The sequence below is a fragment of the Bacillus cereus genome (assembly GCF_002564555.1).
Classification (GTDB): Bacteria; Bacillota; Bacilli; order Bacillales; family Bacillaceae_G; genus Bacillus_A; species Bacillus_A cereus_K.
Window position 1 is genome coordinate 21,873 of sequence record NZ_NUVD01000091.1, and the last position, 14,868, is coordinate 36,740.

Sequence of the window (14,868 nt, forward strand, 5' to 3'; positions counted from 1 at the left end):
TTTTTTAATCCTGCGTGGTGCGGGCTAATAATCAGTGGAGATGGATAAAAACACTTACTGATTAAAGTTTTATTTTCTCTCGCCTAAGGGAATGAGTAGAAGTAGAGTTCATTATAAAAACAATGTATAGTGAATATGTATACCATGTTTGTCTTAAAGATAGAACGGGCACAATATGGAATAACGATCGTGCATAGGATGTGTCTTCCGAATGGAACAACATATTGGCGAGTTAATCTCACATTATGGGTATTTTGGAATTATTATAGCTTTAGCTGGTGGGATTGTTGGATTACCAATACCAGATGAGTTTTTACTGACTTTTATTGGTTATAATATTTCAAAAGGAGTTATGTCAGGAACAGCTGCTTTTTCAAGTGGAATGGCAGGGGCAATGATTGGTATTACGTTAAGTTACATATTAGGTTTAAAACTCGGACTTCCTGTTTTAAAAAAATATGGGCCGAAAATTAGAATTAAAGAACATCATATTGAAAAAACACATATTTTATTTGAAAAATACGGTCCGTTTCTTTTAATGATTGGTTACTTTATACCGGGGGTACGTCACTTAACAGCGTATTTTGCGGGGGTTTCGAATTTAACATGGTGGCGTTTTTGTTTGTATGCTTACGGTGGTGCACTCATTTGGATAAGTGTTTTTATTGGGCTTGGCTGGAAGTTAGGAGAGAAATGGCGTTTTGTTGAATATAGTTTACATCATTATGGAATATGGATTTTATTTATTTCAGCAATTGTAACATTGATTGTGTGGATTTACATAAGGAAAAGAAAAAACCGCTAATAATAGCGGTTTTTTTAGCTGAAAGCAATAAATAATACACCAGCTGTAATAAAGACTACACCAACGCCAGTCATAAAGTTTAACTTCTCACCGAGTATAATCACCGCAAGAATGATAGAAAATACGACACTTAATTTATCGACTGGAGCCACTTGTGAAACTTTTCCTGTTTTTAGGGCAAGAAAATAAAATAGCCATGACGAAGCACCTGCAATCCCACTTAATGTGATAAATAGCAGTGCTTTTTTATTTAGAAGGACATCACCGATATTTTGAAATTTACCTTGTATAATAATAACTCCTATCATAAATAATGCCATAATAATAGATCGAATCGTTGTTGCAACATTGGCATCGATTCCGTCTAAACCGATCTTTCCGAAAATAGATACGAGGGCAGCGGCAACTGCTGATAATAGTGCGAATAATAGCCAAGAACTCATAGTGAAATTCCTCCAATCGTACATTATTATACATGAAAATCATTCTCATGTATAAAGTGAAACTTTAATCAGTGGGGGTTTTGTTCATCTTCACTGATTATTATCCCTCACCAATCGGGCGTTTACGGGGAGTAAGGCTCCGACCTAACCTCTTTGTCCCACCTGAATTTTGAGGTGGGAGTGTATTGCCCAAAAATAGCGGAATAAATAACGAAATAATCCCCACCTTATCTTTTAAATAAGGTGGGGATTATTATACTACTCTGCAATTTCCTCATATAAAAAATACGTTACATTATAAATATGCTCTACTTCATCGTCCGTCATAAATAATAATTCGTCACGTTCAATCCCTTTTTTCTTTTCAATAAACTCAATCATGTTTTTTCGTTCTTCTCTTTTCATCAATTTAATTTCTCCCCTCAATCTGTTTTAATACAGTTTATTTAAGTTACTGCTATTATATAACAGAATCTTTAGAAAGTTCCACCTATTTTATTGTTTTTTTCAGAAGAACCTTTCGACAAAACAAGCCCACCTAAGGGGGCTTGTTTTCACTTTATAGTCGTAAAAACTCGGGCTCGGTCGTACCAGCACCATCGATGTAGTAAATTGTATCAGGGTTGATTTTTATCAGTACGTAATTAGGGTCTTCGGCGCTAAGTAACCAGCGTTTTAAGCTATTATTCCAAAACTTGTTTTTTAATGTTGAGTCTTCTTCGATTGAAGCTAATCCTTCAACTTCAATATAGTCTTCATCTAATTTTTTTCCTTCACGTCCGAGTAGTACATGTACATTTGGGTTGTTTTCGATATCTGTTATCTTTTTTGATTTTCGATCTGTTGCAACGTATAGTACAAAGTCTTCGTGGAAAAACATCATAAAAGCACTATGCGGCTTATCGTTACGTACAGTAGATAATACACCAGTTCTTTGACCTTGAATAATCGTTGCAATTTTTTCTTTTAAATGCATGTTTTTAGCCCCTTTTCACGATTTGTAATTCTTTCCGCTTAAACAAGATAAATTAAGTATCTTTCATACTCTTTTCATCAACATGATTTTTTAAACGTATTTGTGATGAAATCGTACAAGTTAGGAGAAGAATAAGAATAAGAATAATGAGGAGAAATACATACGATGGAAGGATGAAGTCATGTTTAATAAAATATTTCTTATAGTAGCGCTTATAGGTGTGCCACTTTCTGTACTTGGAAAAACAATGCATTGGCCCCAAACAATTATGTTTGCTGTATATTGTATTACTATTATTGCATTAGCGGGTTTTATGGGGAGAGCAACAGAAAGTTTGGCAATTGTTTCTGGTCCTAGAATAGGTGGATTATTAAATGCCACTTTTGGTAATGCAGTGGAACTAATCATTTCAATTTTTGCACTTCAGGCAGGATTAATTGAAGTGGTGTTAGCCTCTTTAACGGGTTCTGTGCTTGGAAATTTACTATTGGTAGGAGGGCTATCTTTCTTTGTAGGAGGGCTTAAATACAAAAGACAAAGCTTCAATGTGTATGATGCAAGGCATAACTCAGCTTTATTAATATTTGCTGTTGTTGTAGCTTTTGTTATTCCAGAGATTTTTTCAATGAAGATGGATGCTGGAAAGACGTATCAATTAAGTATAGGTGTTTCTATTATTATGATTATTATGTACCTTGCTGCGTTGCTATTTAAGTTAGTTACGCACCGCGGTGTATATCAACATAAGAGTGATGAAGTAGCTCATGAGGAAGAGCCCGAGTGGTCAAAGAGGAAAGCACTACTCATTTTAGCTATAGCGACAATTGCGGTAGCTTATGTATCAGAGGCGCTCGTGCATACATTTGAGACGGTTGCAAAGTCGTTTGGTTGGTCAGAGTTATTTATAGGAGTTATTATCGTTGCGATTGTTGGTAATGCAGCAGAACATGCATCTGCAATTATTATGGCGTATAAAAATAAAGTAAATATTGCAGTTGAAATTGCAGTAGGTTCTACATTACAAATCTCGATGTTTGTTGCTCCTGTATTAGTACTTCTCTCCATGTTTTTTGCACAAAGGATGCCTTTAGTATTTACAATACCAGAACTTGTTTCCATGATTACAGCTGTTCTCTTAACAATCGCGATTTCAAATGATGGAGATACAAACTGGTTTGAAGGCGGCACTTTATTAGCAGCGTATGTCATTATGGGAATTGGTTTTTATTTATTATGAAAAATAGGGATAACAATTGCGTAGAGAGAAAACAATAAACAAAGTAGTATATATACCTTTATGTAGGAAGGAGCCAGACAGGTGAAACGAGTATACAGCATATGTCTTTCAACTATGGTCTCGTTTATTTTATTATTTCCTAACATGAGTTTTGCAAAGACAACCGTAAAAATAAACATGCCTTCATCTGTTTTAAATATTTCAAAAGATAATACATTTCCAAATGATGCGCAAGATGTGCCACGCTTACAGCCAAGTAAATTTGCTCAAGAATTATTAAAAACAGCAAATATTAAAATTGAAAATCCGGATTTAATTCGAATGTTCAATGAAACGACAATTTCGAATGCACCGCTTGCGGTAGGGTACCGGGCAAAAATTTATTTAGGTCAATGGGCATTAAATTATGAATCCATAGACACATCGATTAATTGGGAATATAAGCAAGTGAATCGTAATGTGTACGATAATCGCGGAGGGGATCGATTATATCCACTCCGCTATAAGCAAGAAACTCAAAAGACAATTGAAGGCGATTTAACAGCGGATATGAAAGATGCTGCAGATGTGAAAAAAATGATGCTTTTAAGAGCACTGGAGAAAGTACAATTGCCACTTTCATTTAAAACGACCATTGGTTATGGTACCGGACATGAGCGCGTGTATAATATTAGTCCAAGTCAACTAGGATATTTATACGCTTATACGCCAGCGGTAAATGAAAAAGGGAAAGTAACATTTGGAGAAGTATATCTTGTATTAAAGGGAAATCAAAAAAGACTTGTCGTAAAAAATATTACTTCTCAAGGAATTGGAGCAGCAATTCCAATTCATGATCATTTATATTTTAAATTCATTTCTTCTTCTCACTCGCAATAAAATAAAAAACGTCAGCTTATAAGCTGACGTTTTTTATTTATAATGTAATGTGTGATTTTTTTGATAAGAAATCTTCTGTTGGATAGTAACTGTTTTTTACAAGAACATTCGGTCCAAGACACTTTACAGCAGGGCAGTGGCAGCTTAATGATTTTGCTGTTTTTGAAGCGCTCCACTTTTCATATGATTCTTGTAATGTGTTTGTTTGTATATTCCCTAGAATTGGAACATCACCGAAATCGGTAACTATAATATTGCCATCAAAAATGTTTACATTTAAACGTGAACGACCATCTGGATCGTTACGAACAGTAACATTTTTGCTGTCTTGTAATTTTTTAAATGTAGCGATGTCTCGCTCGTCATCGCTACAAGCATAGAAAGGTAATGTTCCAAATAACATCCATACATTTTCATCGCGAATTTCTAGTAAATGCTCAATTGCATCACGAATTTCAGCTTTTGTTAAAATTTCTAAATTGCTCGCGAAGTCACTTGGATACATCGGATGAACTTCGTGACGTTTACAGCCCATTTCTTCAACGATTTGACGATGAATATGTTCAATGTGTGGTAGAGTTCGTTTATTCAGCATAGTTTCGGCTGATACGAGTACACCTGCATCTGATAGAGCTTTACTATTTGTAATCATTCTTTCGAATAATTTTGCACGTTGTTCATAAGTAGGTTTACGCTCCATCATTGCAAATCCGCCTTCAACGAAGTCATCAATTGTTCCCCAGTTATGTGAAATATGCAATACATCTAAGTAGGGAATAATTTGTTCGTAACGTGCTAAATCTATAGTTAAGTTTGAGTTGATTTGAGTGCGAACGCCTCGTTCATGGGCATATTTTAAGAGTGGCGTTACATAGTTGTCGACGGATTTCTTTGAAAGCATAGGTTCGCCGCCAGTAATACTTAAAGAACGTAAATGAGGAATCTCATCTAATCGTTTTAATAAAAGCTCCATCGGAAGCGGATTTGGATCTTTCGGCTGTAATGTGTAACCAACAGCACAATGCTCGCAACGCATATTGCATAACGTCGTCGTTGTAAACTCAACGTTTGTTAATAGTAGTTTGCCGTACTCTTCAAGGTCCATATACGCTTCCCATGGATCGTAAGAAGGAGTAATCGGCTTCATTTTTTGTGATATCGTCATATGAAATACTCCTTTGACTATTGAAATAACAAATTGTCCATTCTCTATAATAGAAGAATATGTACTTTTTATAAAGTGAAACTTTTTAGCGGAAAAAGAGAGAAGGCTTACATTATAGCGGATGACCGTGACAAAATTGATGAAATTTCATGCCCATAGCAATCATTTTTGCGGTATAATAAAAGCAACTCGAATTAAAAGGAGAGTGCCTTCATGGGAAAAGCAATTCAAGATAAAGATACACAATTAGTATATTTAAAAGAGCGTTTAAATATGTTCATTGAAGTAATTGATACAATTGAACCTGAAGAAGTAGAGTTAGAAGATGTAGATCGTCTTCTTGCGATGTTAGATGAATTAGAATTAAAATGTGAGCAATTTAAAAAAGACGAATAATATATTAAAAAGGCTGCCAATACAAAATTGGTAGCCTTTTTCTGTACGGATAATAGAAGGAATATAGAAAAAAAGGTATAATCAAGTTGTGAAAAATTTCATTTATACTTTAATAGCATGAAATAAATAAAAAGCTGAAGAGCATAACAATGGAATTTTCATCTCATAACGTTTTGGTAGCGTTCACAATTGAGGGGGAAGTAACAATGGAAAAGCTTCAAGAAAGCATGTATCAACTAGTTGTTGAAACGTCAACGAACTTACCGAAAGATGTTCGTCGTGCGATTCAACAAGCAAAGGAACGAGAAAATGCAGGGACTCGTTCTGCGATGGCACTTGGCACAATTACGAATAATATTAAAATGGCAGATGATAATATCTCGCCGATTTGCCAAGATACAGGGATGCCAACGTTTAAAATTTATACACCAGTGGGTGTGAATCAATTAAAACTGAAGGAAGCTATCTATAGTGCGCTTGAGCGGGCGACAAAAGATGGTAAACTCCGTCCTAACTCTGTTGATTCTCTGTTTGGAGACAATAGTGGAAATAACTTAGGACCAGGTACACCTGTTATTAAGTTCGAGCAATGGGAAAAAGATTATATTGATGCACGTTTAATTTTAAAGGGCGGCGGCTGTGAGAATAAAAATATTCAGTATAGCTTACCGTGTGAATTAGAAGGACTTGGACGCGCAGGTCGTGATTTAGAAGGAATTCGTAAATGCCTTCTTCATGCGGTATATCAAGCGCAAGGTCAAGGATGTAGTGCAGGTGTAATTGGTGTTGGTATCGGGGGAGACCGCACATCAGGTTACGAATTAGCAAAGAATCAATTATTCCGTACATTAGATGATGTTAATCCAGTACCAGAGTTACAAAAACTTGAAGAGTACGTATTAGAAAATGCGAATAAGCTTGGCATTGGTACGATGGGATTTGGCGGAGAAACAACTTTACTTGGTTGTAAAATTGGCGTATATAATCGTCTGCCAGCTAGCTTCTACGTATCTGTTGCGTATAATTGCTGGGCATATCGCCGCCTTGGTGTGAAAATCCATCCTGAAACAGGAGAAATTATGGATTGGCTATATCAAGAAGGTGACGATACACTTCAGCAAGAAGTACAAGAAAAAACAGAGCAACGTGAAATTGTACTGCAAGCACCAATTACAGAAGAGCAAATTCGTGAACTTCGTGTTGGTGATGTTGTAACAATTAATGGCATGATGTATACAGGTCGTGATGCAATCCATAAACATTTAATGGATAACGATTGTCCAGTAGACTTAAATGGACAAGTTATTTATCACTGTGGTCCAGTTGTAGTGAAAGACGAGAATGACAATTGGCAAATTAAAGCAGCAGGCCCAACGACAAGTATTCGTGAAGAGCCATACCAAGGTGATATTATGAAGAAGTTCGGTATTCGTGCTGTAATTGGTAAAGGCGGTATGGGTGCGAAAACATTAGCTGCTTTAGAAGAACATGGTGGCGTATATTTAAATGCAATTGGTGGCGCAGCACAGTATTATGCTGAATGTATTAAGGAAGTAAAAGATGTTGATTTCTTACAATTCGGTATTCCAGAGGCAATGTGGCATTTACGCATTGAAGGCTTTAAAGCAGTTGTAACGATGGACTCTCATGGTAATAGCTTACATGCTGATGTTGATAAAACATCACTTGAAAAATTAGCGAGCTTTAAAGAGCCAGTATTTAAGTAAACAAAAATGCATCTCGAATGATTCGAGATGCATTTTTTTGGTATATATAGAAAAACATGCTCAGCATGAAAGAAAGCAAAGAAACAGAAACTACAGGTACGATTATATATGGAAAGGAGACTATTTATGAAATATAAATGGTTATATATAGGTCTCATTTTTTCAATTATGATGGCACTTGTTCCAGTTTCAACATTTGCTTATACGAATACCCCACATAACTGGGGAATCCCGCGTCCTAAAAATGAAACAGTACCAGATGCAGGGAAGTTATATACAGAATTACTACAAAAAAATGGTGGTTTTTACTTAGGAGATACGAAGAAGAAAGACATTTATTTAACATTTGATAATGGATATGAAAATGGCTACACAGGACAGATTTTAGATGTATTAAAAGAGAAGAAGGTGCCAGCCACTTTCTTTGTAACAGGGCATTATATTAAAACACAAAAAGATTTATTATTAAGAATGAAAAATGAAGGACATATTATTGGAAATCATTCTTGGAGTCATCCTGATTTCACAGCGGTAAACGATGCAAAACTTCGTGAAGAATTAACGAGTGTAACGGAAGAAATAAAAAAAGTAACCGGACAAAAAGAAGTGAAATATGTACGTCCTCCGCGCGGTGTATTTAGTGAAAGAACATTAGCTCTTACGAAAGAAATGGGCTACTATAACGTATTTTGGTCGCTTGCATTTCTTGATTGGAAAGTAGACCAGCAAAGAGGATGGCAATACGCTCATAATAATGTAATGACGATGATTCATCCAGGATCTGTTTTATTACTTCATGCGATTTCAAAAGATAATGCAGAAGCACTTGCGAAAATCATTGATGATTTGCGCGAGAAAGGGTATCATTTTAAAAGTCTGGATGACTTAGTAAAAAGCAATCAACCGTAAGCATGTATGCTTACGGTTTTCTCATGCTATAATGATGTGTAAAAAGGATGGGGAAACGTATGTGGAGCGAACATGTTACGTTAGAGTATCCGTATCACTTTGAAGAAGTACTAAAGCGTTTATCTTTTGATCCGTTAAACGTCATTCAATTAGATGAGAAAGTCATGTATGTCCCGCTTTGTATAGACGAAGAACAGGTTGTTGTTCGTTTGCAAGGGATTGGTACTGTTCAAAATCCACAGTTTTGGATTTCTAGTCAGACAGGAGATCCAGAGAAAGTAATGAAACGAATGAGGTCCATCTTTCATTGGAATGATTCGTTTCAAGATATACAAAATCATTTTTTAAACACATCATTACGTCCACTATTTGAAATGTATGCCTATACTCCAATTATTTTAGAATTCGATTATTTTGCATGTTTACTTCGCTGTATCATTCATCAACAAATAAATTTGAAATTTGCTACTGTGTTAACAGAACAATTTGTAAAACGATATGGAATAGAGAAGAACGGTGTATTCTTTTTCCCCACTCCGGAAATAGTAGCAAATATTTCAATAGAAGAATTGAGAGAGCAGAAGTTTAGTCAGCGGAAGGCTGAATATATAGTAGGATTAGCAAAACATATTGTAGACGGTAAATTAGATTTAGCGAGTATAGAAACCAGGGCGGAAGAAGAGGTTTCGGCACAATTGTTACCAATTAGGGGGATTGGTGCATGGACAGTGCAAAACTTTTTAATGTTTGGGCTTGGACGGAAAAATATGTTTCCAAAAGCAGACATCGGAATTCAGCGCGCAGTGCAAGGTATATTTCAATTAGATGATAAACCGGATGATGCATTTTTAGAAAACGTGAAACAAGAGTGTGAACCATACTGCAGTTATGCAGCGTTATATTTATGGAAAAGTATAGAGTAGAGGTGTAATAATGATACAAAAGCAACATGAGAGTAAGTTGGAAGTTGGTCAAACATTTCCTGTGACGATTAAACGTCTTGGAATTAACGGAGAAGGCGTTGGTTATTTTAAGAGACAAGTTGTTTTCATTCCAGGGGCATTACCAGGAGAAGAAGTTGTTGCTGAAACAACGAAAATTCAGCGTGGCTTCGCTGAAGCGAAAGTGAAAAAAATTCGTAAATCGTCACCACATCGTGTGAAAGCACCGTGTCCAGTATATGAGGAGTGTGGCGGTTGTCAATTGCAACATTTAGATTATAAAGAACAATTAAATCAAAAACGTGATATCGTTGTACAAGCATTTGAGAAGTACATGAATAACACTTTGGAAGAGAAAATTCGTCCAACGCTTGGCATGGAAAATCCATGGCATTATCGTAATAAGAGTCAATTACAAGTGGGGCGTAAAGACGAGAAGGTTATTACAGGGCTATATAAACAAAACTCACATCAGTTAATTGATATCGCCCATTGTATGATTCAACATAAAGCAACGAATGAAGCGACAAAAGTTGTGAGACGTATATTAGAAAAATTAAATGTTTCTATTTACAATGAGAAAAAACAAAAAGGTTTAGTACGCACAATTGTAACACGTACTGCAGTTCAAACAGGGGAAGTACAAGTTACACTTATTACAACAAAAGAAGAATTGCCAAATAAAGAACAATTTATTGCAGAAGTACAAAAACAGATGCCAGCTGTTAAATCAATTATGCAAAACGTAAACTGGCGTAAAACATCTGTTATTTTTGGTGATAAAACATTTAAATTAGCTGGAAAAGAAGTAATTCAAGAAACACTTGGTGATTTATCATTTGAATTATCAGCACGTGCATTCTTCCAGTTGAATCCAGAACAAACGGTTGTTTTATATGATGAAGCGAAAAAAGCAGCGGCTTTAACAGGAAATGAGAAAATTGTAGACGCTTATTGTGGTGTTGGAACAATCGGTCTTTGGCTTGCGAATGATGCAGCGGAAGTGCGCGGTATGGATGTAATTCCAGAAGCAATTGAGGATGCAAAGAAAAATGCAAAACGCCACGGATTTACTAATACAAAGTATGAAGCTGGTAAAGCGGAACAATGGCTACCAAAGTGGGTAAAAGAAGGATGGCGTCCAGATGTAATTGTTGTCGATCCACCGCGTACAGGTTGCGATGATAAATTACTGGAAACAATTTTAAAGGTACAGCCGAAGCGAGTTGTATACGTATCGTGTAATCCTTCATCGTTAGCACGTGATGTGAAGGCATTAATGAAGAGCTATGAAGTGGAGTATGTACAACCTGTTGATATGTTCCCGCACACGGCTCATGTAGAAAATGTAGTGAGACTTGTTAAAAAGTAAAGTTTATTTATATTCCCTCATGATATGAGGGAATATTTTCTATGAAGGAGAATACGATGAACAATTATAAATTAACGATTCAGTATGACGGTGCACGTTTTAAAGGATGGCAACGTCTTGGTAATAACGATAGTACGATTCAGGGGAAAATCGAAAGTGTAATATCTGAAATGGTCGGGAAAGAAACTGAAATTATCGGTTGTAGTAGAACGGATGCGGGTGTACATGCTTTGAATCAAGTGGCTAACTTTAAAAGTGATGAGAAGTTAGTGGAACATAAATTGAAAAAATATTTAAATCAATATTTACCAAATGATATTAGTATTACGAATGTAGAAGAAGTTTCAGATCGCTTCCATGCTCGTTACAACTCTAAGGCGAAAACATATCTTTATAAAATTTGGAATGAAGAGCATACGAATCCATTTATGCGTAAATACAGCATGCATGTGAACAAAAAATTAAATGTGGAAAGCATGAAACAAGCTGCGAAACATTTAGTTGGTTCACATGATTTTACTGCTTTTTCAAATGCGAAATCAAAGAAAAAGTCTATGGTTCGTGAAGTGTATACACTGGATGTAATAGAAGAGGCAGGATTTGTACTAATTAGAGTAAGTGGTAATGGCTTCCTTCATAACATGGTGAGAAAAATTGTTGGGGCATTAATTGAAGTTGGATTAGGACAATTAGATGCTGAAGCAATTCCAAACATTTTAGAAGAAAAACAACGCAATCAAATTAATTGTCTTGCTGAGGCGAGTGGTTTGTATTTGGAGAGTGTTGAGTTTTAAAAAAGATACGGATATGAAAAAAGCACTCATTTGAGTGCTTTTTCTTTTATGCTGATGCAGTAGTTTTATCTTTGCGGAAAATCCCCATTAATCCTCCGATTAATAATAAAATTCCTGGTAATAAGTAAACGATAGAAATACAAATAAATCCACCAATGGCAGCGATAGTCATCATAATGCCACCTACTTTAGCCTTGCTTTTAACCATAACGCATCCAACAATTCCTAAAATAGAAAGAGCTACAGCAGCCCAGCCTAATCCAATAACTTGATTAGCGCCGTCAGCTTCAACTGCTGCTCCTACGCCTCCGATAAATAAAGCGATAAATGCACATAAAATCCCGAATATACCGCCGATTAGTCCTAATACAAATTCTGTTGTTCTTTTCATAGTAATCACCTTTTTGATTATATTTTATTTAGAATTAAAGAAAACTTTTTTATTTTCGTGAGTTTCGTATTGAATTTTAAAATCGTCACCAGTGTTAACCAATTGAGAGATGTAACCTTCTCCTTCGGCTCCTTTATAGAGTTTCTGTTGCAGTTCATTTGGTGTTACTGCGTACTGGTCATTATTGTAAACATGCCCATCATTTGAAACAAGTTTGAAACTCGATCCGAATAAGTCATATTCGTGATCTTGTGTTTCAGCATCAGTAACTTTACCTTTAATTTTTACTAGAACCCATTCTTTTCCTTCTGGAGCAGCTTCGTTAAATTGATTTTCCTTTTTTAATATTTCAAAGGCTTGATCACCACGAATTACTTCTAAGATAGATAATTCAACCTTAGCCTTGAATTTTTCGAATTTGCCGTCTTCACTATTGAAGATAACATCATTAACGGTAGCAGTTTCATTAAATTTAATTGGATTAGTACGATTTCCTTTAGCTGATTCTGTTTTTGATTCTTTTTCTTTCGGTGTTTCTTGTGGAGCTTGTTCTTTTTCTGTTGTTTGTACCCCATTATCTTTTTGTTCATTTGATCCGCAAGCCGCTAATCCGAAAATTAATGAACTACATGCTAATGTAAGTAAAAGTTTTTTATACATAAATTCTTCCTCCTAGATGTTGAAATGTCAGATTTAGAACTTACATGATAACAAACATAATGAATACTGAATGTCGAAAATTGTCGTTAGAATTAAAGAACATTTATTCTGTATATAATCAATTTTAAATTAAATTTCAAAGTTTTGAGGTAGAGGGAATAGAAAGAAAAAACACGAGACCTGTAAATGTCTCGTGTTTGAATTTGATAATGAGATTTGTTAGTTCAAGAAGAGTGTTCTTTCTTTATACGTATCTTCAAATTCCAAAAAGCAGCAAGCATAATAGCTGCAAAGGAGCCGCTAATTGTTCCTAATAGCTTTGCATAAGGGAAGCTACTCATATCACCATTAAGGAATAACATCATACATAGAACGGCAGGGAGAAGGTATAAGTATTGTAATAACTTTAATTTTTTATCATTACTCATATATATAGCCCCTTTCTAGCATGTTATATGTAAATTATAACGTATTTTTCCAAATAGTTACTTATAATTGAAGAAATGTTCATTTCATATGTGTAAATGCAATTTTTTAATTCGATATTGTAAGTTTTGTCTACTCAATCCTAAAAACTTTGCAGCTTGTGAGATATTACCATTATTTTCTTTAAGGATTTGATTGATGTAGTCCTTTTCCATTGCTTCTATTGTGTTCTTTAAAGTTTTAGGTGTATCAGCATTGAGACTGGTTAGGGAAGGTTGCATATCGAATTCCTTTTTTATTCGTTCGCGAAAGCGAGTTGGTATATGAAAAGCTGTAATAATATTTTCATCTTCTATTAAGTTCATGGAACCTTCAATGATATGTTCCAATTCTCGTATGTTTCCGGGCCAATCGTATGCATAAAAGAATTCTCTTACGTTTACATCTACATCCGTTACGCCGAGCTCAAATTGATTGTTATACTTTTCGATAAAGTGCTGAACAAGAGCTGAAATATCTTCTTTTCTTTCGCGTAAAGGTGGAAGGCATAAAGTAACGACACTTAATCGGTAATATAAGTCTTCTCTTAATCGATTGTGTGTAATAGCTTCAAGTGGGTCTTCATTAATAGTTGCTATAATACGAACATCGATTTCTTTTTCTTGTGTACCTCCAATTCTTCGTATTGTTTTTTCCTGTATGGCCCGCAGTAATTTGGCTTGAAGTGTTGGACTTAATGAGTTGATCTCATCTAATAACAAAGTGCCTCCATTTGCCTCTTCAAATAAGCCGGCTTTATCTATAGCTCCTGTAAATGCACCTCTGTTCGTGCCAAATAATAAGCTTTCCATTAGCGTATCAGGTATGGCGGCACAGTTTTGTGAAATAAACGGTTTGGTTGAACGTTGACTTTCATTATGGATACTTTGTGCAAATAATTCTTTGCCAGTCCCTGTTTCTCCTACGAGAAGTATGGATGAGGGAGTACGAATTACTTTCTTTGCTTCTGCAATGACCGATTGAATCGCTCTAGAATCACCAATTATGTGATCAAAGGTAAACTTAGTGTTTTGTTTTCGCGAAAGGTTTGTTTTCATTGTTTGCTTTAAATGATTTATCTCTTTTGAAATTTCAATAGCACCTTTAATTTTTCCATTTTCTATTATCGGAAAAGTATCGTTAATCGTCGTAATTTCTTGCCCTTTATTGTTAAAATACGTTTGTTTTATATTTTTGTTTGTTTTTCCAAGTTTTAATGCCTCTATAAGAGTACTATTTTTATTTTCTTCAAATGCAAATACTTCTAAAGGATTTTTATATAGCACATCTAAGCGGTTCATTGATTCAATTTCCATCATTTTGCGGTTATAGATAATCGTTTTACTTTCCTCATTAATAATATGAATCCCGATATCGAGTTCATTGAGTAAAGTTTCATATAGCATATTCATTTCAATAATTTTTTTGAAATTGATTTCTTCTGTATGCATGTTGTATCTTCCCCTCGTTTTACCCTATGAAGACTGACTTTTTATAATTTTATTAAAATTCTCATAAAATCGCAAAATTTTTTTGCTATTTTTCTTTTAAAACTTTTAAAATGATAGAAAAATTTTGCGGTTAGACAGATTTTTTTGTGCAAAACTCTTATTTTATATACGAATTCGAAATTGGTACGTATTTTGCATAAATAATATTCGAAATCTCTAGAGGGGAGAATATGAATCTTACAGGATATGCAACGTTC

The 14,868-nt window shown here is 35.0% G+C and carries 17 protein-coding genes; 9 read left to right on the forward strand and 8 right to left on the reverse strand.

Going from position 1 to position 14,868, the window contains the following annotated elements:
- The first annotated feature begins 211 nt into the window (after positions 1-211).
- The gene (locus tag COI75_RS20715; protein WP_000434880.1) at positions 212-805 is read left to right on the forward strand and encodes a DedA family protein; all 594 of its coding nucleotides are present in this window, start codon (positions 212-214) and stop codon (positions 803-805) included.
- Between the two features lie 14 nt (positions 806-819).
- Here the strand turns inward: COI75_RS20715 and COI75_RS20720 are convergent, their stop codons facing one another.
- From COI75_RS20720 to COI75_RS20730, 3 genes are all read right to left on the reverse strand, one after another.
- Positions 820-1,248, reverse strand: coding sequence for an EamA family transporter (locus tag COI75_RS20720; protein WP_000100311.1), 429 nt, complete (start codon positions 1,246-1,248; stop codon positions 820-822).
- Positions 1,249-1,506: 258 nt separating this feature from the next.
- On the reverse strand, positions 1,507-1,653 hold the full coding sequence (locus COI75_RS20725) for a BH0509 family protein (RefSeq protein ID WP_000817786.1): 147 nt from the start codon (positions 1,651-1,653) through the stop codon (positions 1,507-1,509).
- 154 nt (positions 1,654-1,807) lie between these two features.
- The gene (locus COI75_RS20730; protein WP_000550209.1) at positions 1,808-2,224 is read right to left on the reverse strand and encodes a pyridoxamine 5'-phosphate oxidase family protein; all 417 of its coding nucleotides are present in this window, start codon (positions 2,222-2,224) and stop codon (positions 1,808-1,810) included.
- Between the two features lie 181 nt (positions 2,225-2,405).
- Here COI75_RS20730 and cax point away from each other — a divergent pair, with 181 nt between their 5' ends.
- Both cax and COI75_RS20745 read left to right on the forward strand, forming a co-directional pair.
- Entirely contained in the window at positions 2,406-3,461 is a 1,056-nt protein-coding gene (gene cax / locus COI75_RS20740; RefSeq protein WP_000482150.1) for a calcium/proton exchanger, read from the forward strand.
- A gap of 81 nt (positions 3,462-3,542) precedes the next feature.
- Positions 3,543-4,340: a YfkD famly protein gene (locus tag COI75_RS20745; RefSeq protein WP_002095923.1), complete on the forward strand. Its 798-nt coding sequence runs from the start codon at positions 3,543-3,545 to the stop codon at positions 4,338-4,340.
- Positions 4,341-4,377: 37 nt separating this feature from the next.
- On the opposite strand, the gene yfkAB is transcribed toward COI75_RS20745, so the two are convergent.
- Positions 4,378-5,505, reverse strand: a complete 1,128-nt coding sequence (gene yfkAB / locus COI75_RS20750; protein ID WP_000156028.1) for a radical SAM/CxCxxxxC motif protein YfkAB — start codon at positions 5,503-5,505, stop codon at positions 4,378-4,380.
- 213 nt (positions 5,506-5,718) lie between these two features.
- Here yfkAB and COI75_RS20755 point away from each other — a divergent pair, with 213 nt between their 5' ends.
- The 6 genes from COI75_RS20755 to truA all read left to right on the forward strand — a co-directional run bounded on the left by COI75_RS20755 (position 5,719) and on the right by truA (position 11,644).
- Positions 5,719-5,901, forward strand: a complete 183-nt coding sequence (locus tag COI75_RS20755) for an SE1561 family protein (RefSeq protein ID WP_000513558.1) — start codon at positions 5,719-5,721, stop codon at positions 5,899-5,901.
- Between the two features lie 206 nt (positions 5,902-6,107).
- On the forward strand, positions 6,108-7,628 hold the full coding sequence (gene fumA, locus COI75_RS20760; protein ID WP_000413541.1) for a class I fumarate hydratase: 1,521 nt from the start codon (positions 6,108-6,110) through the stop codon (positions 7,626-7,628).
- A gap of 126 nt (positions 7,629-7,754) precedes the next feature.
- Positions 7,755-8,537 carry a delta-lactam-biosynthetic de-N-acetylase gene (gene pdaA / locus COI75_RS20765; protein WP_000875964.1) on the forward strand — a complete coding sequence of 261 codons (783 nt, stop codon included), beginning with the start codon at positions 7,755-7,757 and terminating at the stop codon, positions 8,535-8,537.
- 59 nt (positions 8,538-8,596) lie between these two features.
- Positions 8,597-9,460: a DNA-3-methyladenine glycosylase family protein gene (locus tag COI75_RS20770; RefSeq protein ID WP_000269452.1), complete on the forward strand. Its 864-nt coding sequence runs from the start codon at positions 8,597-8,599 to the stop codon at positions 9,458-9,460.
- A 10-nt stretch (positions 9,461-9,470) separates the two neighbouring features.
- A complete protein-coding gene (gene rlmD, locus COI75_RS20775; RefSeq protein WP_000615191.1) occupies positions 9,471-10,850 on the forward strand; it encodes a 23S rRNA (uracil(1939)-C(5))-methyltransferase RlmD in 1,380 nt (459 codons plus the stop codon).
- Positions 10,851-10,906: 56 nt separating this feature from the next.
- Entirely contained in the window at positions 10,907-11,644 is a 738-nt protein-coding gene (gene truA / locus COI75_RS20780; protein WP_001067315.1) for a tRNA pseudouridine(38-40) synthase TruA, read from the forward strand.
- A gap of 46 nt (positions 11,645-11,690) precedes the next feature.
- Here the strand turns inward: truA and COI75_RS20785 are convergent, their stop codons facing one another.
- The 4 genes from COI75_RS20785 to COI75_RS20800 form a co-directional block, all read right to left on the reverse strand.
- Entirely contained in the window at positions 11,691-12,035 is a 345-nt protein-coding gene (locus COI75_RS20785) for a DUF4064 domain-containing protein (protein ID WP_000831859.1), read from the reverse strand.
- Between the two features lie 24 nt (positions 12,036-12,059).
- The gene (locus COI75_RS20790) at positions 12,060-12,695 is read right to left on the reverse strand and encodes a hypothetical protein (RefSeq protein ID WP_000277148.1); all 636 of its coding nucleotides are present in this window, start codon (positions 12,693-12,695) and stop codon (positions 12,060-12,062) included.
- 224 nt (positions 12,696-12,919) lie between these two features.
- Positions 12,920-13,123, reverse strand: coding sequence for a hypothetical protein (locus COI75_RS20795; RefSeq protein WP_000063868.1), 204 nt, complete (start codon positions 13,121-13,123; stop codon positions 12,920-12,922).
- An 84-nt stretch (positions 13,124-13,207) separates the two neighbouring features.
- Positions 13,208-14,611 (reverse strand): sigma-54 interaction domain-containing protein, encoded by a 1,404-nt coding sequence (locus COI75_RS20800; RefSeq protein ID WP_000556683.1) that lies wholly within the window; start codon positions 14,609-14,611, stop codon positions 13,208-13,210.
- Positions 14,612-14,868: the final 257 nt, after the last annotated feature.

Bases quoted from the DNA above. Each gene is read 5' to 3' on its own strand.
- rlmD (WP_000615191.1), top strand. From the start codon at position 9,471: ATGATACAAAAGCAACATGAGAGTAAGTTGGAAGTTGGTCAAACATTT.
- COI75_RS20770 (WP_000269452.1), top strand. From the start codon at position 8,597: ATGTGGAGCGAACATGTTACGTTAGAGTATCCGTATCACTTTGAAGAA.
- COI75_RS20720 (WP_000100311.1), bottom strand. From the start codon at position 1,248: ATGAGTTCTTGGCTATTATTCGCACTATTATCAGCAGTTGCCGCTGCC.
- truA (WP_001067315.1), top strand. From the start codon at position 10,907: ATGAACAATTATAAATTAACGATTCAGTATGACGGTGCACGTTTTAAA.
- COI75_RS20785 (WP_000831859.1), bottom strand. From the start codon at position 12,035: ATGAAAAGAACAACAGAATTTGTATTAGGACTAATCGGCGGTATATTC.
- COI75_RS20730 (WP_000550209.1), bottom strand. From the start codon at position 2,224: ATGCATTTAAAAGAAAAAATTGCAACGATTATTCAAGGTCAAAGAACT.
- COI75_RS20715 (WP_000434880.1), top strand. From the start codon at position 212: ATGGAACAACATATTGGCGAGTTAATCTCACATTATGGGTATTTTGGA.
- fumA (WP_000413541.1), top strand. From the start codon at position 6,108: ATGGAAAAGCTTCAAGAAAGCATGTATCAACTAGTTGTTGAAACGTCA.
- COI75_RS20790 (WP_000277148.1), bottom strand. From the start codon at position 12,695: ATGTATAAAAAACTTTTACTTACATTAGCATGTAGTTCATTAATTTTC.
- COI75_RS20755 (WP_000513558.1), top strand. From the start codon at position 5,719: ATGGGAAAAGCAATTCAAGATAAAGATACACAATTAGTATATTTAAAA.
- COI75_RS20800 (WP_000556683.1), bottom strand. From the start codon at position 14,611: ATGCATACAGAAGAAATCAATTTCAAAAAAATTATTGAAATGAATATG.
- COI75_RS20725 (WP_000817786.1), bottom strand. From the start codon at position 1,653: ATGAAAAGAGAAGAACGAAAAAACATGATTGAGTTTATTGAAAAGAAA.
- cax (WP_000482150.1), top strand. From the start codon at position 2,406: ATGTTTAATAAAATATTTCTTATAGTAGCGCTTATAGGTGTGCCACTT.
- yfkAB (WP_000156028.1), bottom strand. From the start codon at position 5,505: ATGACGATATCACAAAAAATGAAGCCGATTACTCCTTCTTACGATCCA.
- COI75_RS20795 (WP_000063868.1), bottom strand. From the start codon at position 13,123: ATGAGTAATGATAAAAAATTAAAGTTATTACAATACTTATACCTTCTC.
- pdaA (WP_000875964.1), top strand. From the start codon at position 7,755: ATGAAATATAAATGGTTATATATAGGTCTCATTTTTTCAATTATGATG.